At 71.9% G+C, this 25,872-nt stretch carries 22 protein-coding genes; 8 read left to right on the top strand and 14 right to left on the bottom strand.

The annotated features are described in order from the left end of the window. Positions 1 to 4: 4 nt before the first annotated feature. From AB0I77_RS19660 to AB0I77_RS19615, 10 genes are all read right to left on the bottom strand, one after another. Complete coding sequence (locus AB0I77_RS19660; RefSeq protein WP_363283869.1) at positions 5 to 1,393, bottom strand: aldehyde dehydrogenase family protein; 1,389 nt, start codon at positions 1,391 to 1,393, stop codon at positions 5 to 7. Positions 1,394 to 1,636: 243 nt separating this feature from the next. Continuing rightward, positions 1,637 to 1,996: a hypothetical protein gene (locus AB0I77_RS19655; RefSeq protein WP_363283868.1), complete on the bottom strand. Its 360-nt coding sequence runs from the start codon at positions 1,994 to 1,996 to the stop codon at positions 1,637 to 1,639. A gap of 380 nt (positions 1,997 to 2,376) precedes the next feature. Further along, positions 2,377 to 3,714, bottom strand: coding sequence for an ABC transporter ATP-binding protein (locus tag AB0I77_RS19650; protein ID WP_363283866.1), 1,338 nt, complete (start codon positions 3,712 to 3,714; stop codon positions 2,377 to 2,379). Between the two features lie 172 nt (positions 3,715 to 3,886). Then, a complete protein-coding gene (locus AB0I77_RS19645; RefSeq protein WP_363283865.1) occupies positions 3,887 to 4,894 on the bottom strand; it encodes a class F sortase in 1,008 nt (335 codons plus the stop codon). Then, positions 4,881 to 5,492: a hypothetical protein gene (locus AB0I77_RS19640; protein ID WP_363283864.1), complete on the bottom strand. Its 612-nt coding sequence runs from the start codon at positions 5,490 to 5,492 to the stop codon at positions 4,881 to 4,883. Before AB0I77_RS19640 ends, AB0I77_RS19645 begins: the two co-directional genes overlap by 14 nt. A 101-nt stretch (positions 5,493 to 5,593) precedes the next feature. After that, entirely contained in the window at positions 5,594 to 6,832 is a 1,239-nt protein-coding gene (locus AB0I77_RS19635; protein WP_363284069.1) for an MFS transporter, read from the bottom strand. A gap of 37 nt (positions 6,833 to 6,869) precedes the next feature. After that, positions 6,870 to 8,348, bottom strand: a complete 1,479-nt coding sequence (locus tag AB0I77_RS19630) for a citrate:proton symporter (protein ID WP_363283863.1) — start codon at positions 8,346 to 8,348, stop codon at positions 6,870 to 6,872. A 123-nt stretch (positions 8,349 to 8,471) separates the two neighbouring features. Further along, positions 8,472 to 10,703, bottom strand: coding sequence for a molybdopterin oxidoreductase family protein (locus AB0I77_RS19625; RefSeq protein ID WP_363283861.1), 2,232 nt, complete (start codon positions 10,701 to 10,703; stop codon positions 8,472 to 8,474). Positions 10,704 to 10,802: 99 nt separating this feature from the next. Next, on the bottom strand, positions 10,803 to 11,420 hold the full coding sequence (locus AB0I77_RS19620; RefSeq protein WP_363283860.1) for a TetR/AcrR family transcriptional regulator: 618 nt from the start codon (positions 11,418 to 11,420) through the stop codon (positions 10,803 to 10,805). A gap of 82 nt (positions 11,421 to 11,502) precedes the next feature. Further along, positions 11,503 to 12,036, bottom strand: a complete 534-nt coding sequence (locus AB0I77_RS19615; protein WP_363283859.1) for a hypothetical protein — start codon at positions 12,034 to 12,036, stop codon at positions 11,503 to 11,505. Between the two features lie 160 nt (positions 12,037 to 12,196). Between AB0I77_RS19615 and hmgA the strand changes: the two genes are divergently transcribed. From hmgA to AB0I77_RS19600, 3 genes are all read left to right on the top strand, one after another. Further along, the gene (gene hmgA, locus AB0I77_RS19610; RefSeq protein WP_363283858.1) at positions 12,197 to 13,522 is read left to right on the top strand and encodes a homogentisate 1,2-dioxygenase; all 1,326 of its coding nucleotides are present in this window, start codon (positions 12,197 to 12,199) and stop codon (positions 13,520 to 13,522) included. Between the two features lie 71 nt (positions 13,523 to 13,593). Continuing rightward, the gene (locus tag AB0I77_RS19605) at positions 13,594 to 14,343 is read left to right on the top strand and encodes a GntR family transcriptional regulator (RefSeq protein WP_363283857.1); all 750 of its coding nucleotides are present in this window, start codon (positions 13,594 to 13,596) and stop codon (positions 14,341 to 14,343) included. A 26-nt stretch (positions 14,344 to 14,369) separates the two neighbouring features. After that, positions 14,370 to 15,521 (top strand): type ISP restriction/modification enzyme, encoded by a 1,152-nt coding sequence (locus AB0I77_RS19600; RefSeq protein WP_363283856.1) that lies wholly within the window; start codon positions 14,370 to 14,372, stop codon positions 15,519 to 15,521. On the opposite strand, the gene AB0I77_RS19595 is transcribed toward AB0I77_RS19600, so the two are convergent. Continuing rightward, positions 15,518 to 16,231, bottom strand: coding sequence for a TetR/AcrR family transcriptional regulator (locus AB0I77_RS19595; protein ID WP_363283855.1), 714 nt, complete (start codon positions 16,229 to 16,231; stop codon positions 15,518 to 15,520). The genes AB0I77_RS19600 and AB0I77_RS19595 overlap by 4 nt on opposite strands. A 63-nt stretch (positions 16,232 to 16,294) precedes the next feature. On the opposite strand from AB0I77_RS19595, the gene AB0I77_RS19590 reads away from it, so the two are divergent. Continuing rightward, positions 16,295 to 17,242, top strand: coding sequence for an ATP-binding cassette domain-containing protein (locus AB0I77_RS19590; RefSeq protein WP_363283853.1), 948 nt, complete (start codon positions 16,295 to 16,297; stop codon positions 17,240 to 17,242). Continuing rightward, complete coding sequence (locus AB0I77_RS19585; protein WP_363283852.1) at positions 17,239 to 18,021, top strand: ABC transporter permease; 783 nt, start codon at positions 17,239 to 17,241, stop codon at positions 18,019 to 18,021. The genes AB0I77_RS19590 and AB0I77_RS19585 overlap by 4 nt, the downstream gene beginning before the upstream one ends. 236 nt (positions 18,022 to 18,257) lie before the next feature. Here AB0I77_RS19585 and AB0I77_RS19580 read toward each other — a convergent pair whose 3' ends face one another. The 3 genes from AB0I77_RS19580 to AB0I77_RS19570 form a co-directional block, all read right to left on the bottom strand. Continuing rightward, entirely contained in the window at positions 18,258 to 18,527 is a 270-nt protein-coding gene (locus AB0I77_RS19580; protein ID WP_363283851.1) for a hypothetical protein, read from the bottom strand. Positions 18,528 to 18,653: 126 nt separating this feature from the next. Continuing rightward, on the bottom strand, positions 18,654 to 19,490 hold the full coding sequence (locus AB0I77_RS19575) for an anti-sigma factor (protein ID WP_363283850.1): 837 nt from the start codon (positions 19,488 to 19,490) through the stop codon (positions 18,654 to 18,656). Then, complete coding sequence (locus AB0I77_RS19570; RefSeq protein WP_363283849.1) at positions 19,487 to 20,029, bottom strand: sigma-70 family RNA polymerase sigma factor; 543 nt, start codon at positions 20,027 to 20,029, stop codon at positions 19,487 to 19,489. Before AB0I77_RS19570 ends, AB0I77_RS19575 begins: the two co-directional genes overlap by 4 nt. Positions 20,030 to 20,249: 220 nt before the next feature. On the opposite strand from AB0I77_RS19570, the gene AB0I77_RS19565 reads away from it, so the two are divergent. The 3 genes from AB0I77_RS19565 (at position 20,250) to AB0I77_RS19555 (ending at position 25,866) form a co-directional block, all read left to right on the top strand. Then, positions 20,250 to 21,785: a DUF4331 domain-containing protein gene (locus AB0I77_RS19565; RefSeq protein WP_363283848.1), complete on the top strand. Its 1,536-nt coding sequence runs from the start codon at positions 20,250 to 20,252 to the stop codon at positions 21,783 to 21,785. A gap of 959 nt (positions 21,786 to 22,744) precedes the next feature. Continuing rightward, positions 22,745 to 24,238: a tetratricopeptide repeat protein gene (locus AB0I77_RS19560; RefSeq protein ID WP_363283847.1), complete on the top strand. Its 1,494-nt coding sequence runs from the start codon at positions 22,745 to 22,747 to the stop codon at positions 24,236 to 24,238. Further along, entirely contained in the window at positions 24,235 to 25,866 is a 1,632-nt protein-coding gene (locus AB0I77_RS19555; protein WP_363283846.1) for a sulfite exporter TauE/SafE family protein, read from the top strand. Before AB0I77_RS19560 ends, AB0I77_RS19555 begins: the two co-directional genes overlap by 4 nt. Positions 25,867 to 25,872 lie beyond the last annotated feature (6 nt).

The raw sequence follows: 25,872 nt of genomic DNA, 5'->3' as shown, positions 1-25,872 counted from the left end.
CTCCTCAGAACTGGAGGGACTTGGTCTGGAGGTACTCGGCGAGGCCGTGTGTGCCGAGTTCGCGGCCCACGCCCGAATGCTTGTAACCGCCGAAGGGAGCAAGGGGATTGAAGCGTCCGCCGTTGATGTCGACCTGTCCGGTCTCCAGCCGGCGGGCGAAGGCCACCGCCTCCGCCTCGTCGCCGGCCCAGACGGCGCCCGCGAGGCCGTAGACCGTGCTGTTGGCGATGCGCAGGGCGTCCTCCTCGTCCTCGTAACGGAGGATCGACAGGACGGGGCCGAAGATCTCCTCCTGGGCGATGGTCATGCCGGAGGTGACGTCGGCGAAGACGGTAGGTCTGACGAAGTACCCCTGTTCGTAAGGGGATTCGGGACCGCCCGCGACCAGGCGGGCACCTTCCGTCATGCCCTTCTCGATGTAACTCCGCACGCGAGCCTGCTGCTTGGCGTTGACGACCGGGCCGATGCGCTCACCGTACTTCGCGGCGGCGGTCGCGGCCAGCGTGACCGCCTCCTCGTACTGCTCCCGGTGCACCAGCATCCGCGTCCAAGCGCTGCACGTCTGGCCGGAGTTGGACATGACGTTGGCGACGCCGACGTTGACCGCCCTGGCCAGGTCGGCGCTGGGCAGGATGACGTTGGCGGACTTGCCGCCCAGCTCCAGTGCGACCTTCTTCACGGCCGCGCCCGCCACGGCGCCGATCTGCCTGCCCACGGCCGTCGAGCCGGTGAAGGAGACCAGGTCGACGTCCGGGTGCTCGGCGAGGGCCTGTCCGGCGACCGGGCCGAGACCCGTGACCAGGTTGAAGACGCCCGCCGGGACCCCGGCCTCGTCCACCGCCTCGGCGAAGAGCTGGGCGACGAGCGGGGTGTCCTCGGCGGGCTTCAGCACCACCGTGCAGCCCGCCGCCAGCGCCGGGGCGACCTTCGCGACGATCTGGTGCAGCGGGTAGTTCCAGGGCGTGATCGCGCCGACCACGCCGATGGGCTCCTGGTAGACGATCGAGTTGCCGACCTTCTCCTCGAAGGCATAGGTCGCCGCCAGCTCGGCGTAGGTGCCGGCGACGGCGATCGGCGTGCCGGCGTGGACGTTCTGCGAGAACTTCAGCGGCGAGCCGAGTTCGGCGGTGACCGTCTCGGCGATCTCGTCCTTGCGGGCCGCGAGGACGTCCCGGAGGGCGGCCAGACGCGCGGCCCGTTCGGCGGGCGCGGTCGCGGCCCAGGCCGGGAGAGCGGCACGGGCGGCCCGTACGGCGGCGTCGACGTCCTCGGCGGTGCCGGCGGGGACACGGCCGATGACCTGCTCGTCGACCGGGTTCACGACCTCGATGGAGTCCGGGCCGGCGGCGGTCCGCCACGCGCCGTCGAGGTAGATGCCGTCGTGTGCCTTCATCGTGCTTCCTCCCGGGCGGGGCCGCGTCGCCTCATGAACCGGCGACCACTCCACAAACTGGCGACCACCCACAAACTAGCGATGTCAGTTTTCTTGCGCACCTACTGCTGGTCAGCTGGTCCACCACACAGGCCGGGGACGGTTACGGGGCGGATGCGCACCCAGCCGTTCGTCCGACATCCGACCTGCGCGGCCCGCCGGGCAACCGGCGGGCCGACACCTTCGGTTTCGGTTACGGCTCCCTCAGCAGCCGGCGGTCACGTTGCCGCAGTAGATCCAGCCTTCGGAGCCCAAGCTGTCCTCCACGTAGTACCACTTGTTGCCGTAACTGTTGTAGCCGTAGCCGTACACGTAGAGCGACTCGCCGTTGTAGGTCCAGCTCACGGCGGCGGCACTCCCGTAGTAGTCCTCCCGGATGTAGCCGCCTTTGGAGGTCGTGTACGCCTGGACGGACACGTCACCCGACGACGTAGGGGTGCCGCTCGACACGGTGGCGGTGCGCGGCGCGGCCGACTGGCTGGTTGCCTGGGCCGGAGCAGCCATGGTGCCGACTGCGAGCGCGGTGCCGAGTACGACGGTTGCGAGGGCATGGCGGATAGGCATGAGTCTCCTTCTGCGAGAAACGCGCCGCTTCCGCGGCGGTGCGCGGTCGCGGCCTTCGTATGTGGACGCATTGCTTCTCTGTGGGGCGGAAAGCCGGTCGCCCCACACGCCTCCCTGGGTGTGGCACGGGGAGACCGACCCGGCCGACCGGCGCTGCGCACCGTCAGTCGAGTCCTAGGAGATTGCTGCTGACGGCGAGGGAGGTTCAACAGCGGTGCGTCGTCCCGGACAGAGCCCTGCTGTCCGGGCAGGTCAGAACCCTGTCCGGGTTTACGTTCCGGCTGCTGTCCGGGACCGGACAGCAGCCGGGAGTGTTTCGCACTCCGCCCATCGCCGCGCATGGCCAGCCATCGCTGAGCGACCACACCGGGAGAGCGGCCTCACTCCTCCAGGTCCGGAAGCCGTGCCGGTGCCGGTGAGATGCGTTCGCCGTGCTGGTCGAAGACGAACAGGTGGGCGATGTCGACGAGCAGCGGTACCTGCATGCCCCGGCGGAGGTCGATGTCGGGGGTGGTGCGGACGACGAGGTCGCCGGGGAGGCGGGGGTCGGGTGCCTCGAGGTCGGGGTCCGCGTCCGCCGGGTCGTCCATGACCACCACCGGGCCGGCCCGCAGGGCTCCCGCCCGCTCCCGGAAGCGGCCCAGGACCGTGCCCTCGCGGCGCCGGCGCCGGCCCGCGGGGCGGACCGGGCGCGGGGCTTCCAGTTCCGGTACGACGGCGGGGCGCGAGCCGGTGTTGAAGTGGACGAGGACCTCGTGGCCCTGGAACTCGACGTGCTCGACCAGACCGCTGATCGCCACTTCGCCGGGGCGGGCGTCGGCCGGCTTGGCGAGGCGGATGGCCTCCGAGCGCAGGCCGACGATGACCTCGCGGCCCTGCTGGACGCGGAGCAACTGGTGGTCCAGGCAGAGCGGTTCGGGCAGCCGCAGATACTGCTTGCCGAGGCTGATGGTCATCGCGCCGTCGAGCGGGGCGCGGACCAGGCCGCGCAGCAGGTTGATGCGCGGGGTGCCGATGAAGGCGGCGACGAAGATGTTGCGCGGCAGCGCGTACACCGAGCGCGGGGTGCCCACTTGCTGGAGGACCCCGCCGCGCAGCACGGCGACCCGGTCGCCGAGCGACATGGCCTCGGCCTGGTCGTGGGTGACGTAGACGGTGGTGACGCCCAACTGGCGGGTGAGGGCGGCTATTTCGGCACGCAGGTGGTTGCGGAGCTTGGCGTCCAGGTTGGACAGCGGTTCGTCCATCAGGAAGGCGGAGGGATGGCGGGCGATGGCGCGGCCCATGGCGACGCGCTGTCGTTCGCCGCCGGAGAGCTGGCCGGGGAAGCGTTCGAGGAGGTCCTCGATGCCCAGCATGCGGGCGGTGGCGTCCACGCGCGGGCGCGGGTCCTCGCCGGGCGCCTCGATGCGCAGCGGGAAGCCGATGTTGCCCCGGCTCGTCATGTTCGGGTAGAGGGCGAAGTTCTGGAACACCATGGCCATGTCCCGTGCGGAGGGGAGCAGGTCGTTGGCGTAGTCGCCGTCGAGCAGCAGCTGGCCCTCGGTGATCTCCTCCAGGCCGGCGATCATTCTCAGCACGGTGGACTTGCCGCAGCCGGAGGGGCCGAGCAGCACGAGGAACTCGCCCGCCGCGATGTCCAGCGACAGCCGGTCCACCACGCGGACGCCTCGCGTGTAGGTCTTGCTCACGTCGTGCAGAGAGATGGCGCGTGTCATGGCAGTGCCCCCGGGGGCTCACTTGGGCGCTGGTGCTCCGCGGTCGGATGTCCCGTACGGGTCGTACGGGCTCGTGAGTCACGGAAGTTAACGGACCGTGCCCGGTCGGGGGAAGAGAAGGGGCGGGATCGGGACGCGCCGGTCCAGTCGGTGAGAAAGGGGACGTCCGGATTCAGCGGGTGCGGGCGGTGCCGCCGGGTTCGCGGATCTTGGTGAGATGGGCGAAGACGACGACGTTGCCCGAGTAGCCGGTCCTGCGGTCGTAGGTGCCGCCGCAGGTGATCAGCCGGAGCTCGGGACGACCGCGGGGGCCGTACACCTCCCGGTCGGGGAAGTCCTTCTTCTCGTACTTCTTGATGGCGTCGACGGTGTAGACGGCGGTCCGGCCGTCGGCGCGCCGGACCTCGACGGGTCGACCGGGTTTCAGTTCGGTGAGGCCCGCGAAGACGGCGGGGCCGGTGTCCGTGTCGAGGTGGCCGACGGCGACGGCGGTCCCCTGCTCGCCGGGCGACGGGCCTTCGTCGTACCAGCCCACCAGGTTCGGATGGTCGTCCGGTGGTGCGGGAAGGCGCCGGTCCCGGTCGAGACGGAGGGCCATGACCTGGGCGTCGATGTCCAGGAAGGGGATGGCGAGTCCGGTCGCACGGGAGCGGTGCAGGGGGCGGAGCGACGGTGGAGCGGGGGTACGACGGGCGGTCCTGGGGCGCGGTGCCGGCCGGCGGGGTTGGGCCGCCCGTGCGCCTGCGCGGGCTCCGGGTGGCCGTACCGTCGGGCGGGCCACGTGGCCGGGGCGGGGCCCGCCCTGTCGGGCACCGCCCGCGCCGCCGGCCCTGGGCGGCTCGCCCCGCTTACCGCCCGCTTCGGTGCGGGCCCCGGGTGTCCGCTCCGCTCCGCCGCCAGCCTTGGGAGTCCGCTCCGCTCCGCCGGCACCCGCACCGACGCGGAACCGCTCGGGCGGGCCCCCGTGCGCTCCGGTGCCGGTCACCCGCCCCTGCTGTCGCGCCCCGGACGCGTCGGCAGGGGCGCCCGGCGCGGCGGTGGCGCTCGCCGCGGCGGGCTCGTCGTCCTGGGCCCACCAGACGCCGCCCACCACCAGCGAGACGGCCAGCACGGCCGTCCTCGCCAGGCGGTAGGCGCGCGTCCGGTACCAGGGCCTGCGGCTGCGCCTACGCGGCGCCATGCGGGCGGCGACGGAGCCGGAACCAGGCCATCCCGCCGACGGCGGCCAGGCCCACGGCGGCGGCACCTGCGACGGGGGTGAAGGCGTCGGCGCGGGCGAGGCCGCCGCCGCCGGCGGGCGGACCGCCGTTGGGGACGCCCGGGCTGGGCTTGACCGTGCAGTCGACCTTGAACACCTTCTGCTTGCCGGTGCCGTTGCCGCCTCTGATCGTCCAGACGAGCTTGTACTGGCCGTCGGGCAGCACCATGTCCCCGGAGTGGCCGGAGCCGCCGACGAGCGTGAGGGCACCCGCGCGTTCGGCGCCGCCCGGGACCGGCGGCTGAGTGCTGATGGTCCAGTCGATGACCTGGATGGTGTCGAACTGGGCGGCGTCGATGTAGAACTTGCAGACCTTCGGCTCGTCCCGCGGGTCGCCGTAGGGCGTGCGTCGGACACCGTCGTAGGGCGCCGTGTGGATCTTGACGGTGCCGTTGTCCCCGGGCGCCATCGGCACGGCACCCGCCGTCGGCGTCCCTGTCAGGGGGGTTACCGCGACGGTGAGCGCCGCGAGGGCGGCTGTGCCCGCTCCGGTGCGGCGCAGAAGAGGCGTCGTGGGCATGCAGGTTCCTCCGAGTCAGACGATTTTCGTACAAATCGCAGTTGATCTGACTCTCTTTCACATCCGCGCCGCGGATGGTGGGAGCAGCGCCCTACGTCCCGTCAGACATCCCTCTTCCGGTCCAGTGCGACCTCAGCCCCGCGCGGCTCGGAGTCCGGCACGGCTTCCCCGGCCGGCCGGCCCGGCGAGCGCAGCGCGATCCCCGAGGACACCAGCAGCAGCGCGCCGAGCATCACGAACGGCGCGGCCACGCCCGCCACCCCCGCGACCAGGCCCGCCGTGGCGGGCGCGGCGACCTGGCCGAGGCGGTTGCCGGTCAGGCGCAGGGCGAGGGCCGTGGAGCGGGCGCCTTCGGGGGCCGCCTGCACGACCGTCGTCATGGACAGCGGCTGTCCGACGCCGAGGCAGAAGCCGAGGGCGGCGAGCATCAGGGCGAGCGCCCACACCGGCACCGGCAGCGCGATGCCCGCGCACAGCACGGCAGCCAGCAGACAGGTCACGGTGAGCAGGAGCGCCCGGCCCAGCAGGCGCAGCAGGGGCGTGAGCACCAGGCGGCAGGCGATGGTGGCCGCGGCCCGCAGGCTGAGCAGTACGCCGATCACGGACGGGGCGATGCCCCGGTCCTCGCCGACCACCGGGAGGTAGGCGGTGAGGATGTCGGTCGCGGACAGCACGGAGAGGCTGATGAAGATGCCCGCGGGGACGCCCCGGGCCCGCAGGATGCGCTGGACGGGGACGCGGTCGCCTTGTCCCGTACGGGACTTGACCGTCGTACGGTCCTCTATGCGCCACAGCGACGTGAACGCGACGCCGGCTCCCGCACCCGCGACGACCAGGGCGAGCGCGCTGGTGCCCGCCATGTCGGGGCCGCCGATCAGGGCGCCCGCCGCGATCGGGCCGACCAGCTGGCCGAGCGAGGCGCCGATGGTGAAGTGGCCGAAGTTGCGGTCCTGTTCGTGCGGGGCGGACTGGCGGGCCACGAGCGACTGGGCGCCGATCACGAAGCAGAGGTGGCCTAGGCCCATCACCCCGCTCCAGACCGCCATCGCCCAGAGGGAGTTCGCGAGGCCGCTCAGCACGCAGCCGCCGGATATCAGGACGACACCGACGGGCAGCAGGGGCGCGCAGCGGCCGTGGTCGGTCCTGCGGCCCAGCGGTACGGCGGCGAAGAGCGGCAGCAGCGCGTACACGCCCGCGATGACGCCGATCGCCCGTTCGTCGGCGCCCAGCGCGAGGGCCCGGTAGGAGACGGCGGGCCGGGCCATCGACACCGCCGCCTGCGCGAAGCTGAAGGCGATGACGAGACGGAGCAGCCAGCCGCGGTTCCCACCGGGCCTCATGGTCTTGTCCTCCATGGAGAGTTGATCACAGGGGGCGTCAGATGATCCCGAAGAGGATCCCTGCCCCGAGGATGATCAGAGATGTCAGCGCGGCCCACTTGACCACGAACCTGGTGTGGTCGCCGAACTCGACCTTGGCCATGCCGACCAGGACGTAGACGGCCGGGACGAGCGGGCTCGACATGTGCAGCGGCTGGCCGACCAGGGAGGCGCGGGCCATCTCCAGCGGCGTGACACCGTGCGCGGCACCGGCCTCGGCGAGGACCGGGAGGACGCCGAAGTAGAAGCCGTCGTTGGACATGAAGTAGGTGAGCGGGAGGCTCAGGACGCCGGTGACGAGGGCCATGTGCGGGCCCATGCCCTCCGGGATGACGTCCACCATCCACTTGGCCATGTGGTCCACCATGCCGGTGCCCTGGAGGACGCCGGTGAAGACCGCGGCGGCGAAGACCATCCCGGAGACGTTGAGGACGTTCTCGGACTGAGCGGCGATGCGGGCCTTCTGGTCGGGCATGTGCGGGAAGTTCACGGTGAGCGCGAGCGCGGCGCCGAGCAGGAACAGCACCGGGATCGGCAGCCACTCCATGATCATGGCGGTGAGCAGGGTGACCGTGAGCAGCGCGTTGAACCAGTAGAGCTTGGGGCGCAGGGTGGCGCGGTGGGGGTCGAGGACCTTGAAACCCTCGTCATCCTCCACGGAGTCCGCCGCGTCCGCGTCGGTGCCGGAGCCCGCGCCGCCGGTGCGGGCGGGGGTCTTCGCGGGAGTCTTGCCGTCGCCGGAGGCGCCGGCGCCCACGAGAACCGTCTCGGTCTCCTCGGCCTTCTCCTCCACCTTCTCGTCGACCAGCACCTCACCCAGCGTCAGCACGCCGAGCCGCTTGCGCTCGCGCATGCCTAGCACGTACGAGAGGACGAAGACGCCGAGGAGGCCGACGGCGAGGGCCGGGATCATCGGGACGAAGATGTCGCTGGCGTCCAGCTTCAGCGCGGTGGCGGCGCGGGCGGTCGGGCCGCCCCACGGCAGGGTGTTCATCACGCCGTTGGCCATGGCGGCGACACCGGTCATCACGACCAGGCTCATCTTCAGGCGCTTGTACAGCGGGTACATCGCCGAGACCGTGATCATGAAGGTGGTCGAGCCGTCGCCGTCCAGCGAGACGATCGCGGCGAGGACCGCGGTGCCGACCACGATCCGCATCGGGTCGGCCTTGCAGAACTTCAGGATCCCGCGCACGATCGGGTCGAAGAGGCCGACATCGATCATCACACCGAAGTAGACGATCGCGAACATGAGCATCGCCGCGGTGGGGGCGAGGCTGGTGACGCCGTCGATGACGTAGTCACCGAGCTTGGCGCCCTTCCCGACGAAGACGCAGAACAGTGCCGGGATCAGCACGAGCGCCGCGATCGGCGACATCTTCTTCATCATGATCAGGACCAGGAAGGTCGCGATCATCGCGAAGCCGAGGATGGTCAGCATGTATGGATACCTAACGTTCGCCCTTGAACATCCCACCTGGGGGTCGGCGGTGGGTTGGACGTTAGGTCCCGTCGTCTGGCGTTAACAAGACATTGACATGCGAGCAATAAGCGCAAAATTCCTGGTCACGGCTTTGCACTGCTCACGGGGGGTGCGATTTCAGCCTGCCGCGGTCAGTTCCACGGGCACGCCGTTGAGGACCGCGTTGCCCGAGAGCGGGTCGAGGAGGCTGCCGTCGAGAAGCTGGTTGACGTTGACTCCCGGATCCGCGGAGGCGTGGCCGAGCCGGGTGCCGGGCCGGTTGTGGCCCCAGCCGTGCGGCAGGCTGACCACGCCCCGGCGCACGCCGTCGGTGATCTCGGCGGGGGCGGTCACCTCTCCCCCGGCACCCTTCACGCGCACGCTCGCGCCGTCCCGTACCCCCAGCCGTTCGGCGTCGTCGGGGTGGATGTGCAGGGTGCAGCGGTTGGTGCCGCCGGTCAGGGCGGGCACGTTGTGCATCCAGCTGTTGTTGGAGCGCAGATGGCGGCGGCCGACCAGGACGAGCGCGGCGGGGCTGTCGGCCAGGGCCCTCCTGAGCCGGGGCAGGTCCTCGGCGATCGGCAGCGGCAGCAACTCGACCTTCCCGCTGCCGGTCTTCAGCGGCTGCGGCAGGCGCGAGCGCAGCGGTCCGAGGTCGATCCCGTGCGGATGCGCCAGCAGTTTCTCCAGGTTCAGCCCGTCCGGTCGTACGCCGAAACCGTCGCCGTAGGGGCCGAGGCGCAGCGTCATGTCGAGCCGCCGCTCGGGGCCGTTCTCGCCCGTGAGCTGTGCGGAGAGCTCGCCCGGGTCGCGGCCGTGGACCGGGGAGTTGGGCTCCCGCACCGACTTGCCGAGGGTCTGGTCGATCACCAGCGCGTCGACGGCGGCCGGGTCGGCGCCGTGCATGCCGGTCGCGGCCAGGGTCAGCCGGGCGAGGATCTCGGTCTCGGCCATCCTGCCCGGCTCCAGGGGTACGGCGGGGCGGGTGTAGCGGACCTGGTTGCGGACGGCGAGGGTGTTGAAGACGAAGTCGTGGTGCGGGCTCTGTGCGGGCGGCGGCGGGGGCAGGACGACGTGGGCGTGGCGCGAGGTCTCGTTCAGGTAGGGGTCGACGCTGACCATGAAGTCGAGCGAGTCGAGGGCCTTGTCGAGCCGGTCGCCGTCGGGCGCGGACAGGACGGGGTTGGCGGCGACGGCGATGAGCGCCCGGACCGGCTCGCCCTCCTCGGTCGCGGTGTCGATCTCCTCGGCGAGGGCGGAGAGCGGCAACTCCCCTTTCGCCTCCGGGTGTCGACTCACCCGGGAGTGCCAGCGCCCGAGCGCGAAGCCGAGGCCGGGTCCGGCGGGGCGGGGCGTCTTGCCGGTGGCCGCCTGCGGGAAGAGGGCGCCGCCGGGGCGGTCGAGGTTGCCGGTGAGGATGGTGAGGATGTCGACGAGCCAGCTGGCCAGGGTGCCGTGGGGAACCGTGCAACTGCCGATGCGTCCGTATACGGCGGCGGTGGGGGCGGCGGCGAGTTCGCGGGCGAGGGTGCGGGTCGTCGCGGCGTCCACATCGCAGGCGTCGGCCACGGCCTCGGGAGTGAAGTCCCCTACTGCGGCCCTGAGTTCGTCGAGGCCCTGCACATGCGGCGCCAACGCACCGAGATCGACGAGGTCTTCCTCGAAGAGGACATGCGCCATCGCGGCGAGCAGCAGGGCGTCCGTGCCGGGCCGGATCGCGAGGTGCCGGTCGGCGAGTTTCGCGGTGCGGGTGCGGCGGGGGTCGATGACGGTGAGGGTTCCGCCGCGGGCCTTGAGCGCCTTGAGCTTGCCGGGGAAGTCCGGCGCGGTGCACAGACTCCCGTTGGATTCAAGGGGGTTGGCGCCGATGAGCAGCAGGTGGTCGGTGTGGTCGAGGTCCGGTACGGGGATCGCGAGGGCGTCGCCGTAGAGCAGTCCGCTGGAGACGTGTTTGGGCATCTGGTCGACCGTGGACGCGGTGAAGAGGCTGCGGGTGCCGAGCCCGGAGACGAGCACCATCGGGTAGAGGGCGCCGGCCATGGTGTGCACGTTCGGGTTGCCGAGGACGACGCCGACGGAGTGCGGCCCGTACCGCTCGACGACGGGCCGGATCCCGGCGGCCACCGCGTCGAACGCCTCCTCCCAGGTCGCCTCCCGCAACTCCCCGTCCCTGCGCACGAGGGGGGCGCGCAGCCGGTCTGGATCGCCGTCGACGGCCCCGAAGGAGGCGCCCTTGGGACAGATGAACCCGCGACTGAACACGTCGTCGTGATCACCGCGGGCGCCGGTCACCCGGGTCCCCTCGATGGTGAGTGTCAGGCCGCAGGTGGCCTCGCACAGGGGGCAGATACGGAGGGCGGTGCGGGACACGGGTTCTCCCGGTGGGTGGCGGCGACGGTGACGCGCGGACTCGGCGTCTAGCATACCGAGCGGTATGCCCGGACGCGAGAGTCACGGAACACAGAGGTGTCAGTCCATGACCCGCGCCAGATAAGCCCTCAGCAGCTCCCGCGTCTCCTCGATGATCTTCTCGTCTCCCTCCGGAGCCACCCGGAAGGCGAGGTGGACGAGGGTGTCCGCGGTCTCCACGGCGACGAGGAAGGTGCGGCGCAGATCCTCGTCCGGGGCGCGGCGGAGATAGCCGGAGAGGAGGTCGGTGAGGAGGTCGGCGACGCGGTGGTTGGGTTCCGCGTGGCGGGCGCCGACCGGGATCTGGTTGCCGAAGTCGACGAGGGAGAAGCCGGGCGCGGTGCGCTTCATGGCGAGGTACTCGTCGAGCACGGCGTCCATCGCCGCGCGCCAGTCCCCGTCACCGCGCTGCTCGAGGCGCTCGGTGACGCGCTCGGTGTAGCGCTCCAGGTTGCGCTGCGCGAGGGCGTCGGCCATCGCGCGCTTGTTGCCGAAGAAGCGGTAGACCGAGCCGATCGGGACGCCGGCGCGCTGGGCGACGGCCCGGGTGCTCAGCTCGTCGTAGCCGACCTCGTCGAGGAGGTCGGCGCAGGCGTCGAGGATCCTGGTCAACCGTTCGGCGCTGCGCCGCTGTATGGGCGCACGACGGAGCGATGTCGCTTGAGGCACGGGCTTCATGATGCCTTTCCGCCGAGGTCCGGGGAACCTCGGCCCTCGGTACGCACTCGGGCGTCACTTGCACTCATCTCGGGGTCCGCGCTCACGGCGTCGCCTCCGGGGCCGACTCCGCCACCGAGGCCGTGATGTCCGCCGTGCTCTCGACCGGCTCGCCGTCGACGGCCCACACCGTGCCGTCGTCGGCGTACAGGCGCGCGGTGACATGGTGCGTGCCGTGCGGGACGTATCTGGCCGAGAGGCGGTACTCGGAGGTGCGCAGGCTGGTGATCGGCCGATCGTTCACGAAGAGGCGGGCGATGCCGCGGCCGGCCACGGCCTTCGGCTTCGTACCGGCGGGCGAGAAGCGGAAGTTGCGGACGGTCAGCCGGACGTTCCAGCCGCTTTCGCTGCCGGGCTGCACCTCGATGCCGACCTCGGGCGCGTGCTTCTCCTTGACCTCGCGGAGGTGGCGCCCCTCCTCGTCCGTGCTGTCGAGGACCTTGCCCACCGGTGAGGGCGAGGCCCCGTTCGTTTCACTCCCCCGCCCCTGAGCGTCACCGGAGCCACAGCTCGCGGATCCGGTCAGCAGCAGGACACAGACCGCGAGCGCGGCAAGAAGACCCCGCGTCCACGACATGACCAGGAGCGTAGAACAAAGGTCCGACCCCTCGTATCCCCCTGGAGTCTGGTTCCGGCGCCTCCCGTCGTCCTCCGTGAGGAGGTCCCGTGGTCCTCTTGCGCGCGCGAATCCGCAATCCTACGGTGTTGCATAGGAATCAGACCGCAAGGGAGCGATCATGAGCGGGGACTCGCGGAAGACCGCGGAGGGGCTGACCTACCTCTCCGGTTTCGGCAACGAGCACAGCTCTCAGGCGGTGCCGGGCGCCCTGCCCGAGGGCCGCAACTCGCCGCAGCGCGCCCCCCTCGGGCTGTACGCGGAACAGCTCAGCGGTACGGCCTTCACCGAACCCCGGGCGCACAACCGCCGCTCCTGGCTGTACCGGATCCGCCCGTCGGCCGCCCACCCGGCGTTCACCCGCGCGGACAACGGCTCGATCCGTACGGCCCCCTTCACCGAGACGGTGCCCGACCCGAACCGCCTGCGCTGGGACCCCCTTCCGCGGCCCGCGCCGGGGACCGACTTCCTGTCCGGCCTGTGGACCCTAGGCGGCAACGGCGATGTCACCCAGCGCACGGGCATGGCCGTGCACCTGTACCACGCCGACTCCTCGATGGACCGCGTCTTCAGCGATGCCGACGGCGAGCTGCTGATCGTGCCGGAGCGCGGCGGACTGCTGCTGCGCACGGAGTTCGGGCTGCTGCATGTGGAGCCGGGACAGGTGGCGCTGATTCCGCGTGGGGTGCGCTTCCGTGTGGAGCTGCTGGATGCCTCGGCCCGCGGTTATGTGTGCGAGAACTATGGGGCACCCTTCCGCCTCCCCGAGCTCGGCCCGATCGGCGCCAACGGACTGGCGGGCGCCCGCGACTTCCGGGCGCCGGTCGCCGCGTACGAGGACGTCGAGGGCCCGGTGGAGGTGGTGAACAAGTTCTGCGGCCACCTCTGGACGGCCGGCTACGACCACTCACCCCTCGATGTCGTCGCCTGGCACGGCAACCATGTGCCGTACAGCTACGACCTGCGCCGTTTCAATGTGCTCGGGACCATCTCGTACGACCACCCGGACCCGTCGATCTTCACGGTGCTGACCTCGCCGAGCGACACCCCGGGTCTGGCCGGCGTCGACTTCGTCGTGTTCGCGCCGCGCTGGCTGGTGGGCGAGGACACCTTCCGGCCGCCGTACTTCCACCGGAACGTGATGAGCGAGTACATGGGGCTCGTCGAGGGCGCCTACGACGCGAAGGCCTCCGGGCCGGGGGGCTTCGTGGCGGGCGGCGGTTCGCTGCACAACATGATGTCGGCGCACGGACCGGACCGGGAGACGTTCGACCGGGCGAGCACCGCCGAGCTGAGGCCGCAGAAGATCGACGACGGGCTGGCCTTCATGTTCGAGACCCGCTGGCCGCTGACGCTGACCTCGCAGGCGGCACGCTCGGAGCAGCTGCAACAGCGCTACGACGACGTGTGGCAGGGCCTGGAGCGGCACTTCCGCCCCTCGCACTGAGGATCCGCCCCTCGCGCCGAAGAAGATCCGCCCCCCTTGCCCTGAAGATTCCCTACCGGTACGGATGGCCCGTGACCTCCTTCGCCCCGGACTCGATCGTCCTGAACCGCAAGCTGCCGCTCTGGTACCAGGTGTCGCAGTCGCTGCGCGCCTCGATACTCGGCCGCTCGCCCCAGGACCCGCTGCGCCTGCCCACCGAGGAGCGGCTCGCGGGGCACTACGGGGTGAGCGTGCTGACCATGCGGCAGGCGCTGAAGGAGCTGGAGGAGGAGGGCCTGATCACCCGCCACCGCCGACGCGGCACCTTCATCGAGCCGGACGCCCGCCGGGGCGCCCCCGTGCGGCTGCTCGGCTCGGTCGACGCGATCGTGGCCCAGCAGTCCGGCATGACGACCGAACTGCTCGACCACGGCAAGGCGTCCGTGCCGGCCGAACTCGCCGAGTACTTCCCGGACCTCGACGAGGTGGCGACGTACCACCGGCTGCGCGCGGACGAGAAGACCGGCGAGCCGACCAACCACGCCCGCAACTACGTCCGTCCCGAACTGGCCGCGCGCCTCGACCTCGACGACCTGGTCCGCTGGCCGATGACCAAGGTGCTCCGGGACATAGTCCGGGCGGACATCAGCCGCATCACGGACACCGTTCAGGCCCGCCTGGCCGACCCGGAGACGGCGCGGCTGCTCCAAGTCCCGCTGCTCAGCCCGATCCTGCACTACATGGGGGTCACCTACGACACCGACGGGCGCCCCCTGGACGTGGCCGTCATCCACTACCGGGGCGACCGCTTCTCCTTCACGGTGACCCTCGACGCCACCTGACCCGCGTGTCGGTACTCCGTCGTACGATGCCCAGCGTGACGCACGACGACGCTCCGCTGCTGGCGGACCTCATGCCGTGGACCGTCGCACCGCCGCGGCTCGGCCGGGGGTGGCCGACGGGCCCCGATCCGGCCTCCCTCAAAGCCCGCTGGGACACCCTGGTGAAGGCCGAAGTCCCGGACCGGGAGGCCCTGTTCGAGCCGACGCGCTCGCGCACGCTGCACTCGGCGGTCGGCCAGCTGCCCGGCCAGTCCAGCGGCACGGAGAAGCTGGTGCGCGCCTCGGGCCCCTGCCCGGAGCCGGTGCGCGTGCTGTACGCCCCCTTCGACGAGCAGTGGCTGATCCCCGACCACCGGCTGATCGACGCGGCCCGGCCCGAGCTGTGGCGGGTGGCGGACGAGCACCAGATCTTCGTCACGGAGACACCCGACTCCTCCGGCCCGCGCCTGCTCGCGACCTCCCTGCTCCCGCTCCTGCGCCCGGGCCGCGTCCGCCCCCTCTACCGCCGCCCCGGCGGCACGGAACCGAACCTCGCCCCCGGCCTGCTGGAGCACCTGGGCACCCGGCTCGGCCACTCCCCCGAGCCGGTGGACGTCCTCGCCTGGACGGTGGCGACCGTACGTCCCGACCTCTCCGTCCCCCTCACCGATGACCCCGGACTCTGGGCCCGGGGCGTCGAGTCCGGCCACCGCATGCTGTGGCTGATGCGCCGCGACGGCCACCGCCCGAAGCTCCCCGGCGGGCGCCGCCCGTACGTCCGCGCCCCGCTGCCCTCCCGCCCGCTCGCCCCGCACTACGACCGCGACGAGGAGACCCTGCACCTGGACGACGGGCGTATCTCCCCGGTACCGCCGCAGGCCTGGGACTTCGAGGTGGGCGGCGCGCGCGTACTGGAACAGTGGCTGGCCACCCGCACCGCCGAGGCCGAACCGGGCACCCTGTCCGCGATCCGCCCGGCAACCTGGCCGCAGTCGTGGACGTCGGAGCTGCTGGAGCTGATCACCGTGCTCGCGCTGCTGGCGGAACTGGAGCCGGTTCAGGAGGAGTTGACGGCCACCATCACGGCGGACGAGTTGCGCACGGCGGGCGTCCTTCCGGTCCCGGAGGCGGCGCGCAGGCCGGCGTCCGTCCTCGACCACCACGAGGAGGGCCCGGAAGGCCAGTTCGCCTTGATCTAACGCTTGGGCTCGAAGCCGTCCAGTACGCGGTCCAGCATCCGGTTGAACACCGCCTCCATGTCGATCGGCCCCGCATCCTCCGTGAACGCCGCCGCCAGCCGCGGATACGCCCCGGAGGCCACCTGACTCCCCAAGTAAGCGACCCGCACCGCGTTCTCCTGCTCCTGCGTCCAGGGCAGCGACCGCACCCGCTCGGCCGTGGACAGCTCGGTCGAGACGTACGCGGTCACGCACCCGTTGAGCATCCCCAGCAGCTCCATCTTGGTGCCGTAAGGCGCGTCGAACGGGTCCATACAGGCCATGCAGTGCTCCAGATACCGCAGCGCGTTGGGGCTGAAGCCGTACACCGGTGACATCAGCCGCGGCATCCAGGGATGCCGGTGCATGAGCCCCCGGGTCTGGTGCGCCACCCGGAGTATGTCGGCACGCCAGTCCCCCGTCGGCTCCCACAGCTCGTGCTCACCGCTGATCGCGTCCACCATCAGCTCGTACAGGTCCTCCTTGCGCGGGACGTAGTTGTACAGCGACATCGTCCCGCAGCCCAGCTCGGCCGCGACGTGGCGCATGGAGACGCCGTCCAGCCCCTGCGCGTCCGCGATGCGCACGGCCGCCGCCGCGACGTCCGCGCGCGTGAACGCCGGTTTCGGCCCCCGGCCCGTCCGCTCGGGACGGGCCCAGATCACTTCGGGTACGGCCGCTCGGCCCGCCATCGATCATCACCTCGGCCACCATCCTAGTTACGTACACCGTACGTAGTGCGCTATGGTCGGTCCATGACTTCTACGTACGCTGTACTTAGTGAAGGTCTGGAGAAGCGGTTCGGTGCCGTCCACGCCCTGCGCGGGCTGGATCTCGCGGTGGCGCAGGGCACCGTCTGCGGAATCCTCGGGCCGAACGGGGCGGGCAAGACCACCGCCGTACGACTGCTCACCACGCTGCTGCGGCCCGACGCGGGCTCCGCGCGGATCGCGGGGCACGACCTCGTCCGGGAGGCGGCGGCCGTACGGCGCAGGATCGGCGTGACCGGGCAGTACGCCTCGGTCGACGGGGACCTCACCGGGCGCGAGAACCTGCGGCTGTTCGCCCGGCTGCACCGGGTGCGGGGGCCCGCCGAACGGGCCGGCGAGCTGCTCGACCGCTTCGGCCTCGCCGAGGCCGCCGACCGGCCCGCGTCCACCTACTCGGGCGGGATGCGCCGCCGGCTGGACCTGGCGGCGAGCCTGATCCGCCGCCCCGAGGTGCTGTTCCTCGACGAGCCCACCACCGGACTCGACCCGGCCAGCCGGAACCTGATCTGGGCCGCCGTACGCGACCTCACGGCGGACGGTACGACCGTGCTGCTGACCACGCAGTACCTGGAGGAGGCCGATCAACTCGCCGACGACATCGCCCTGGTGGAGCGGGGCCGGGTCGCGCACACGGGCTCGCCCGCCGAGCTCAAGGCGCTCATCGGGACGCATGTCGAGGTCGTCGTGGCGGACGCGGACGTGATGGTGCGGGCGGCGGGCGTCCTGGATCAACTCACCGGCGCCCAGCCCTCGTTCGACCACGACCGGAACGCGGTCGGCGCGATGACCAGGGACTCGACGCTCACGCTTCCCCGTCTGGTGCGCGAACTGGACGCGGCGGGCGTGCCGCTGCTCGACGCGAGCCTGCGTCCGCCGACCCTCGACGACGTGTTCCTCCAGCTCACCGCCGACCACAAGGAGCGTGCCGCGTGACCACACTGGCGTACGACGGGACCGCGATGCTGGGCCGCCAGCTGCGGCGGATGCGGAACAACCCGGGGCTGCTGATCCTGACCCAGATCATGCCGGTCAGCATGCTGCTGTTCTTCGGCTACGTCTTCGGCAGCGCGCTCGCCATGCCGGGCGAGGAGTACCGCTCGTTCCTGGTGCCGGGCCTGCTGGTGGCGACCGCCGCGAACGGGATCATGACCGGGATGTTCCAGGCGGCCGGGGACACCCACCGGGGCGTGATGGACCGCTTCCGCACCCTGCCGATGAGCCGGGCGGCCGTGCCGCTGGGGCAGGCGACAGCGGACCTGGTGGTCACGGCGGCCGGGACGGTGCCCTTCCTGCTGGTCGGGCTCGCGGTGGGCTGGCGGATCGAAGGGAGCGCGCTGGAAGCGGCGGGGGCCTTCGGCCTGTTACTGCTGTTCCGGTTCGCGACCACGTGGGCCGGGATCTTCCTCGGCCTGCTCACCCGGAACGAGGAGGCGGCCGGTCAGCTGGGCGGCGCGACCTTCCTGCTGCCGCTGCTGTCCAACGCGTACATCCCGGCCGAGGGGCTGCCGGGCTGGCTGCGCACGGTCGCCGAGTGGAATCCGATCAGCGCGGTGACCACGGCCCTGCGGGATCTGTTCGGCAATGCCCCCGTGCCGGAGGGGGCCGCCTGGCCGGTGGCGCATCCCGTCGCCGGGTCGCTGGCCTGGTGCGCCGTACTGCTCGCGGTGTTCGTACCGGCGGCCGTCCACCGGTACGCGCACGGCGAGCGGTGAGGGGGCGCCGGTAGGCCGGGCAACGCCCGTTGCGTGTGGGGCACGCCGGGTGGGGGCGGGCCGATGTCGAGAGGGGGTGCGGGCGGATGGGGAATGCGCCCGCGCCCGGGGAACCACTCCGGTGCGTCGCTGCGAGCCGCGGGGATGACGGATGGCGGGATCGCGGCGCCGCGCCGGGACGGTGTGGCGACCCGAGCGAGGGCTCCCAGGAGGGCCCTGGGGTACGCCGGTGTCGCTCAGCGCCCGCCGAACAGCGAACGGCTCAGCCGGCGCAGTGGTGCGAAGAGCGAGAGTCGCCTCACTCGCGCGCCCCTGGCGCTGCGGCCCTGTGCGGGTTCACGCGCGGTCAGCTCACGCATCAGCGACGTCGCCTCCGCCGTCTCCCGCTGCGGGACGGCAGGACCCGCCAGCACTGAAAGATGGCGGTCGAGACGCGAACTGGTCGCGTTGCTCCCGCAGGTGATCGCAGGGACCCTCGCCCTGCTGCTCACTGTTATCTGCTCCATGTCACTCCCCACCCGTACGAGTCCACCCGGCCCGGGCAGAGTAACCCTATCGCCCCCTTGGGGCACTCGTGTATCGCGGTCACAGGATTAACCTTCCCCATAAGGGGGTTGATGACTCTTTCACGGTCACTCTCCGAATCCGACCGATTTCAGGGCGAGTTGGACAACCGGCTGGGTAGTGGGCTGCGGCGAGCCCCCGTCGGGCTCGACCGTCACAGCGAGTGACGTGGCCGCTTTGTCCAGGCCGGATGTGACCAAGGGCGTGTCGTCGTCGAAGAGCCCCAGGGAGCGCGGTTGCGCATCGGGGCGCATGAGCCAGAGTTGGCGTACGCGGTCGCTCGGCAGGCCGTCGTAACCGCTCAGGGTGACCACCGCGCTCCCCTCCGACGCGGAGGCGATCACGCCGATACTTCGGCCCTGTGCGTCCTGTCCGGTCGTCGCACGGGCATCGGGAGCTGCGAGAACGTGGGCGATCTCACGTGCCTGGGCCCGCTGGGCGTCCAACTTGTCCTGCGTCTGGCCGGCCTGGACGGCGAACAGGGACGCGACCACGAGAGCCGCGGCGGCCGTGGCGGTGGCGAACGGCACGAACAGGGGGCGCGACCGGGGCGCATGGGAGCGGCCCGGCGGTGGCTGCGTACCCCACACATGCGGCGGCAGTTGCGGCGTACGCGCGCGTGCCGGTCCCCGCGGGGCCGGTGCCTGCGGGGCGGGTTCCTGCGGAGTCGTGCGGACGGCGGCCAGGACCCGGTCGCGCAGCGCCGGCGGCGCCGGGGCGGCCGTGGACCAGGCGAGCTTGGCGGCGTCCTCGGACAGGGCCCGCACCTCGGCGGCGCAGACCTCGCAGTCCTTGAGGTGCCGCTCGAAGCGGACTCGTTCCGCGGGCTCCAGGGCGTCGAGGGCGTAGGGCGCGGCCAGGGAGTGGAGGTCCTCGCGGCGCAGCAGGCGGTCGCGCAGGCTCATGCGGCACCTCCCAGGCACTCGCGCAGCCGGGTGAGTCCGTCGCGCATGCGGGTCTTGACGGTGCCCAGCGGCAGCGAGAGCCGCTCGGCCACTTCACGGTACGTGTAGCCCTCGTAGTAGGCGAGGGTGACCGACTGCCGCTGGAGGGTGGTGAGCCGGTCCAGGCAACGGCGTACCCACTCGCGTTCGAGGCCCGCCTCGACCTCTTCGGTGACCTGGTCGAAGGCGGGGTGGTGGGAGCGGCGGGCCTCGCGCTGCTCGCGCTCGCCGGCCGCGCGGGCGCTGCGCACCCGGTCGACGGCCCGGCGGTGGGCGAGAGTGAGGACCCAGGAGAGGGCACTGCCCCGCCCGGGGTCGTAGCGCGCCGCGGAACGCCAGAGTTCGAGCAGCACCTCCTGCGCCACCTCCTCCGACTGCGCCGGATCCCGTACGACCCGTCTGACGAGCCCGAACACGGGCCCGGACACGAGCCGGTACAGCTCCTCGAATGCCTTCTGGTCACCGCCTGCCACGAGCACCAGAAGCTCGTCCGCCTCCACCGCGTATCCCCCTCTTTGCATGCCGCACGCGGCGCGTCCGGTCCCACCAGGCATTCGCAACGAACCCACCTCCGGATGGGGTTACGGATCCAGGAGCCGAAAACGCGGGTCGAGCGACGAGGAAAGGCGAGGAAAAAGAGTTTTCAGATTCGACCAATCCTCCTCCGCCCCCGCTCCGAATCCCCGGTCGTCAGGCAAGTTGGCACTGAGGACGGACGGCATGACACCTAACTCCAGGAGCGGTGCGGGGCGCAGGAGCCTTGTGACCCTCGTATGTGGTGCGCTGGCCGCCGGCGGTCTCGCAGCCGCCGGCGTCGCCACGCTGGAACCGGGGGCGGCCTCCGCCTCCAGCCACCGAGAGGCCCCGCTGATCTCGGGGACCCCGCAGTACGACAACACGGACGTGTACGCGTTCGTCAGCCCGGACAAGCCCGACTCGACGACGATCGTCGCGAACTGGATCCCGTTCGAGGAGCCGGCCGGCGGACCGAACTTCTTCCCCTTCGCCGAGGACGCGCAGTACGACCTGCACATCGACAACAACGGCGACGCGCAGGGCGAGCTGCTGTTCCGGTACACGTTCGAGACGCAGACGAAGAACGACAAGACGTTCCTCTACAACACGGGCCCGGTCACCAGCCTCGACGACCCGGACCTCAACATCACGCAGACGTACGACATCGAGCTGATCAAGCTGCACGAGCAGAAGGTGCAGTCGAAGACGAAGCTCGCCGACGACGTGCCGGTGGCGCCGTCGAACGTCGGCAAGGCGTCGATGCCGGACTACGCCACGCTGCGCGCGCAGGCGGTCCACAAGCTCACCAGCGGCGCCCAGACCTTCGCCGGGCAGGCCGACGACCCGTTCTTCCTGGACCTGCGCGTCTTCGACCTGCTGTACGGCGGGAACCTCACCGAGGTCGGCAACGACACGCTCAAGGGCTACAACGTCAACTCGATCGCCCTTCAGGTCCCGACGGACATGATCACCGAGTCGCACGAGCAGCCGATCGTCGGTATCTGGTCGACCACGCAGCGCAAGAACGCGCAGGGGTACTACTCGCAGGTCTCGCGTCTGGGCAGCCCGTTGGTCAACGAGGTGGTCAACCCGCTGAAGGACAAGGACAAGTTCAACGCGTCCGCGCCGTGGGACGACGCGCAGTTCCTTCAGAACGTCACCAATCCGGAGCTGCCGAAGCTCATCGAGGGCATCTACAAGATTCCCGCGCCCGACGAGCCGCGCAACGACCTCGTCGACGTCTTCCTGAAGGGCGTCGAGGGTCTCAACCAGCCGCCGGAGGTACGGCCGGCCGAGGAACTGCGTCTGAACACGTCGATCAAGCCGGTGGCCGAACCCAAGCGCCTCGGCGTCCTCGACGGCGACAACGCGGGCTTCCCGAACGGGCGCCGGCTGACCGACGACGTGATCGACGCCTCGCTCCAGGTCGTCGAGGGTGAACTGCTCGGCGCGAAGAACGACTTGGGCGACGCGGTCGACAAGAACGACAAGGACTTCGAGCACGCCTTCCCGTACGTCGCACTGCCGACGGAGGGCTCGCGGGGTCCGCTCGCCAAGGGCACGACCGAGGGCAACGACGTCCGCAGCCAGATCGGCGACGCCCTGACACCGGCCGGCTCGGGCGCCGGCCAGGACGACACCACGCTGATCGCCGCCTCGGCGGGCGCGGGCGCGGCCGGAATCCTGCTGATCGGCGCCGGCCTGACGTGGTGGCGCCGGATGCGGGACCAGGCCTACTAGGGCCTGTCCGGCGGATCAGGTCGCAGGAAATCGGCGGCGCCTCATCAGTGCCGGTGAGAGGGGTCTGGTGCGTCCAGCTGCAAGGCGGAGGAGGGAGTCGACGCGGAGCGTCGGCGAGCGACGACAACGCCGCAGATGGGCGTGCCAGACCCCGCGTCTGCGGCATGATCCGCCGGACAGGCCCTAGGCCGGGTCCCACCCTGACTGGCGCGGCCCGCACCCACCTTCCCCCACGGCGCGGGCCGCGCCGCACGCCGCGACAACTTCCGCACACAGCAGGCCGATCGAGGGATCGAGGAGAGGGCATGGCGCCGCGTACGAACGACAGCGTCCCGGAGGACGAGCACGACGAACGTCCGCCCACGACATCGGACCGCGAGGCCGGGCCACCGCTGAGGGGTGGGGGTGGGGCTGCGCCGGGGGCCGGGGGTGGGGGCGGGGCTGCGCCGGACGCCGGGGGTGGGGGTGACACTGGCAGCGGGGCTGACGCAGGGAACGTGCCTGACACCGGGGACGTGCCTGACACCGGGGGCGTGCCTGACACCGGGGCGGCGCCCGAGCGGGCCAGGCACCGGCCAGGAGCCGCGCCGGGGGCGGCTGGGCGGGGGCCACAAGCCGCGGCGCAGGCCACCGGGCGACAGCCCCAAGCCGCACCACAGGCCACCGAGCGACAGCCACAAGCCGCACCACAGGCCACCGGGCGAGGGCCAGGAGTCGTAACCCGGGCGGACGGGCCGGAAGGCGCAACCGTGCCGGGCGCCGCCCTGGCGGAGGCACACGCCTTGCGTGAGAATGCCGAGCAGGGGCGCGAAACCGCGCTGAGTGCTGGCGAGCCGGGGGTCGGCGGTGCTCCGGCGGCCGACTCCGTTCCCCGAGCCGAAGCCGGCCCGGAGGGCTCCGTGGCCGGAGGACAGCCGGGCCCCGGGGACACCCGCGTCGGCGCCTCCGACGTCAGGTCCATGCCGAAGGCAATCCGAGCTGCTGTGTTGGAGACCGACGCCGATGTTCTCCCGGGCATCGACCCGTCAGCCGAGCGACCGCAAGCCGATGGTGTTCCCTCCGGCGCCTGCGAACCGGTGGCCGACGATCCCCGCGTCGCCGCCGTGCGGCGGGTCTCGGTGGCCGGGCGGCGGTGGCGGAGGGCTCAACTTGCGGGGTGTGCGGCGCTGTTGGCCGTCGCGCTGACCGCCGGGGCCGTCGCCGTCGGAGCCGCGCGGGACGGTGGGGGGACGGCGGTCGCGTCCTCGGGCGGTGCCGTGTCGCCGGCCTTGCTCTCCCGCGGTGATCTGGACGCGAGCATCACCGCGCTGCAAGCCCATCTCCGCGGCCAGCCACGGGACTTCGGCGGCTGGTCGACCCTCGGCCTCGCCTACGTCGAGCAGGCCCGGACCAAGGGCGATCCCTCGCGCTACCCGCAGGCCGAACAGGCCCTGAAGCGCTCCCTCGACCTGGAGCCGGACAACGACCAGGCCCTCGCCGGCCGCGCAGCCCTCGCCGCGGCCCGGCACGACTTCGCGGACGCCCTGACCTACGCCGACCAGGCCCTGAAACAGAACCCCTACAGCGAACGCGCCCTGTCCTCCCGTATCGACGCCCTCGTCGAACTCGGACGCTACGACGACGCGTCGAAGGCCGCCGACCTCGCGGACGCACGGCGACCGGGCATTCCCGTCTTCACGCGGTACGCGTACGTGCGTGAACTGCGCGGTGACGTGAGCACCGCCCGGCGGGTGCTGGAGCAGGCCCTCGCCTCCGCCACCGCCCCGGGAGACGTTGCGTACGTGTCCACCGCGCTCGGCCAACTCGCCTGGAACCAGGGCGACTACAAGACGGCCCTGCTCCACTACGCACGCGCCCTCGCCGCCGACGAGAACTACCTCCCGGCCCTGGAGGGCCGCGCCCGCGCCCAGGCCGCGAGCGGCGACCGGGCCACCGCGATCAGGAACATGGAGGCCGTCGTCTCCCGCTACCCGCTGCCCGGCCCGCTGGTCGAACTCGGCGAGCTGTACGAGGACCGCGGCGCCGAGGGCGACGCGGCGAAGGCCCGCGACCAGTACACCCTCGTCGACGCCTGGACGGCCCTCGCCCGCGCCAACAAGGTCAACGCCGACCTCGACACCGCGCTCGCCGCCGCCGATCACGGCGACAAGGCCGAGTCCCTGCGCGCGGCCCGCGCCGAATGGGCCCGCCGCCACACCGTGCACACGGCGGACGCCCTCGCCTGGGCCCTGCACAGGAACGGCCGCGACGAGGAAGCCCTGCCGTACGCCCGCCGGGCCACGGCCACCGGCTACCGCAACGCCGCGTTCCTCTACCACCGGGGCATGATCGAGCGCGCCACGGGCCACGAGGAGGACGCCCGCACTCACCTGAGGGCGGCGCTGAAGCTCAACGCCGGCTTCTCCCCCCTCGGCGCCCGCGAGGCCCGTAAGGCACTGGAGGCGGCCAAGTGAAGCCCTGTCGCCGTCTGTTCGCCTCCGGGGCGGCCGTCCTTACGGCTGCCGCGGCGCTCGCGCTCCTCCCCGCCGCCTCCGCGAGTGCGCACCCTCTCGGCAACTTCACCGTCAACCACTACGACGGTCTCGTCGCCGCCCCCGGCGAGCTGCGCGTGCACCACGTCGAGGACCTCGCCGAGATCCCGGCGACCCAGGCCCGGCCGGACCTGAAGAAGCTGGGCATGACCGAGTGGGCCCGGCAGCGCTGTGCGCGGGCCGCCCAGGGCAGCGAACTCACCGTCGACGGCCGTACGGTCGCCCTCACCGCACGAAGCAGCCACGCGCGCGTGCGCCCCGGCCAGGCCGGGCTCGACACCCTCCGCGTGGAGTGCCGGCTGACGGCATCGCTCCCCGAGGGCGAGACGGTGGCCCTCGGCTTCCACAGCGCGGGCACCTCCTCCGGCCCCGGCTGGCGGGAGATCACCGCGCGCGGCGACCGTATGACGCTCACCGCGTCGGACGTACCGAAGGCGTCGGTGTCGCGCGAACTGACCAGCTATCCCAAGGAGTTGCTCTCCTCCCCCGCCGACACCTCGACCGCCTCGCTCCGGGTGCGCCCCGGCGGCCCGGCCCTGGCCGAGGAGGGCGGGGACGCTCCCGCCGCCTCCGTCCTGCCGCGCGGCGCCGACCGCTGGACCCGCGCCCTGGACTCCCTGGTCGCCCGGCACGACCTCACCCTCGGCTTCGCCGCGCTGGCCGTCCTCATCGCCGTCGCCCTCGGCGCGATGCACGCGCTGGCGCCGGGCCACGGCAAGACCCTGATGGCCGCCGTCGCGGCCGCCCGCGGCGGCCGGGCCCGCATGAAGGACGTCCTGCCCCTGGCGGCCTCGGTGACGGTCACCCACACGCTCGGCGTGGTCGCCCTCGGCCTCCTGGTCACGGCCGGCTCCGCGGCGGCGCCCTCGGTGATCGCCTGGCTGGGCATCGCGAGCGGCCTCCTGGTGACCACGGCGGGCGCGACCCTCGTACGCCGGGCCTGGCACAACCGCACGCACACACCGGGACACGGACACCCGCACCCGCACCCGCACCCGCACCCGCACCCGCACAAGGAGCAACTCCCCGAGCGCACACCAGCCCTGGCCGGCGCCCACAGCCACACCACCACCGCCCACCACACACACGACACGCACGACACACACGACGAACCTCACCCCCACCACAGCCACGATCACAGCCACGCCCACCCCCACCCCCTCGAACACACCCACGGCGGCCACACCCACACCCACCCCACCGCCCCCACCCTCCGCGGCACGATCCTCCTCGGCTTCGCCGGCGGTCTCGTGCCCAGTCCGTCCGCCGTGGTGGTCCTCGTCGGCGCGGCGGCGCTCGGGCAGGCCTGGTTCGGGCTGCTGCTCGTCGTGGCGTACGGCGTCGGGCTCGCCCTCACTCTCACCGCGGCGGGCTTCGCCGTGGTCAAGCTGGGTACCGGTGTCACCCGGGTGCTGGACAGGCGCCCCCGGTGGACCGCGAGCCCGGTCACGGCTCTGATACGCAGGACCGCGCCGCTCGGATCGGCGCTCGTCGTCGTGGCTCTGGGGGCCGGATTGGTGTTCAAGGGGGCGGCATCCGCACTCGGCTGAGCTACT

Origin of the sequence: Streptomyces sp. NPDC050619 (genome assembly GCF_040654815.1) — a bacterium.
Lineage (GTDB): Bacteria > Actinomycetota > Actinomycetes > Streptomycetales > Streptomycetaceae > Streptomyces.
The sequence above is the reverse complement of the archived record's forward strand: the minus strand, read 5'-3'. Positions and strand labels throughout refer to the sequence as shown.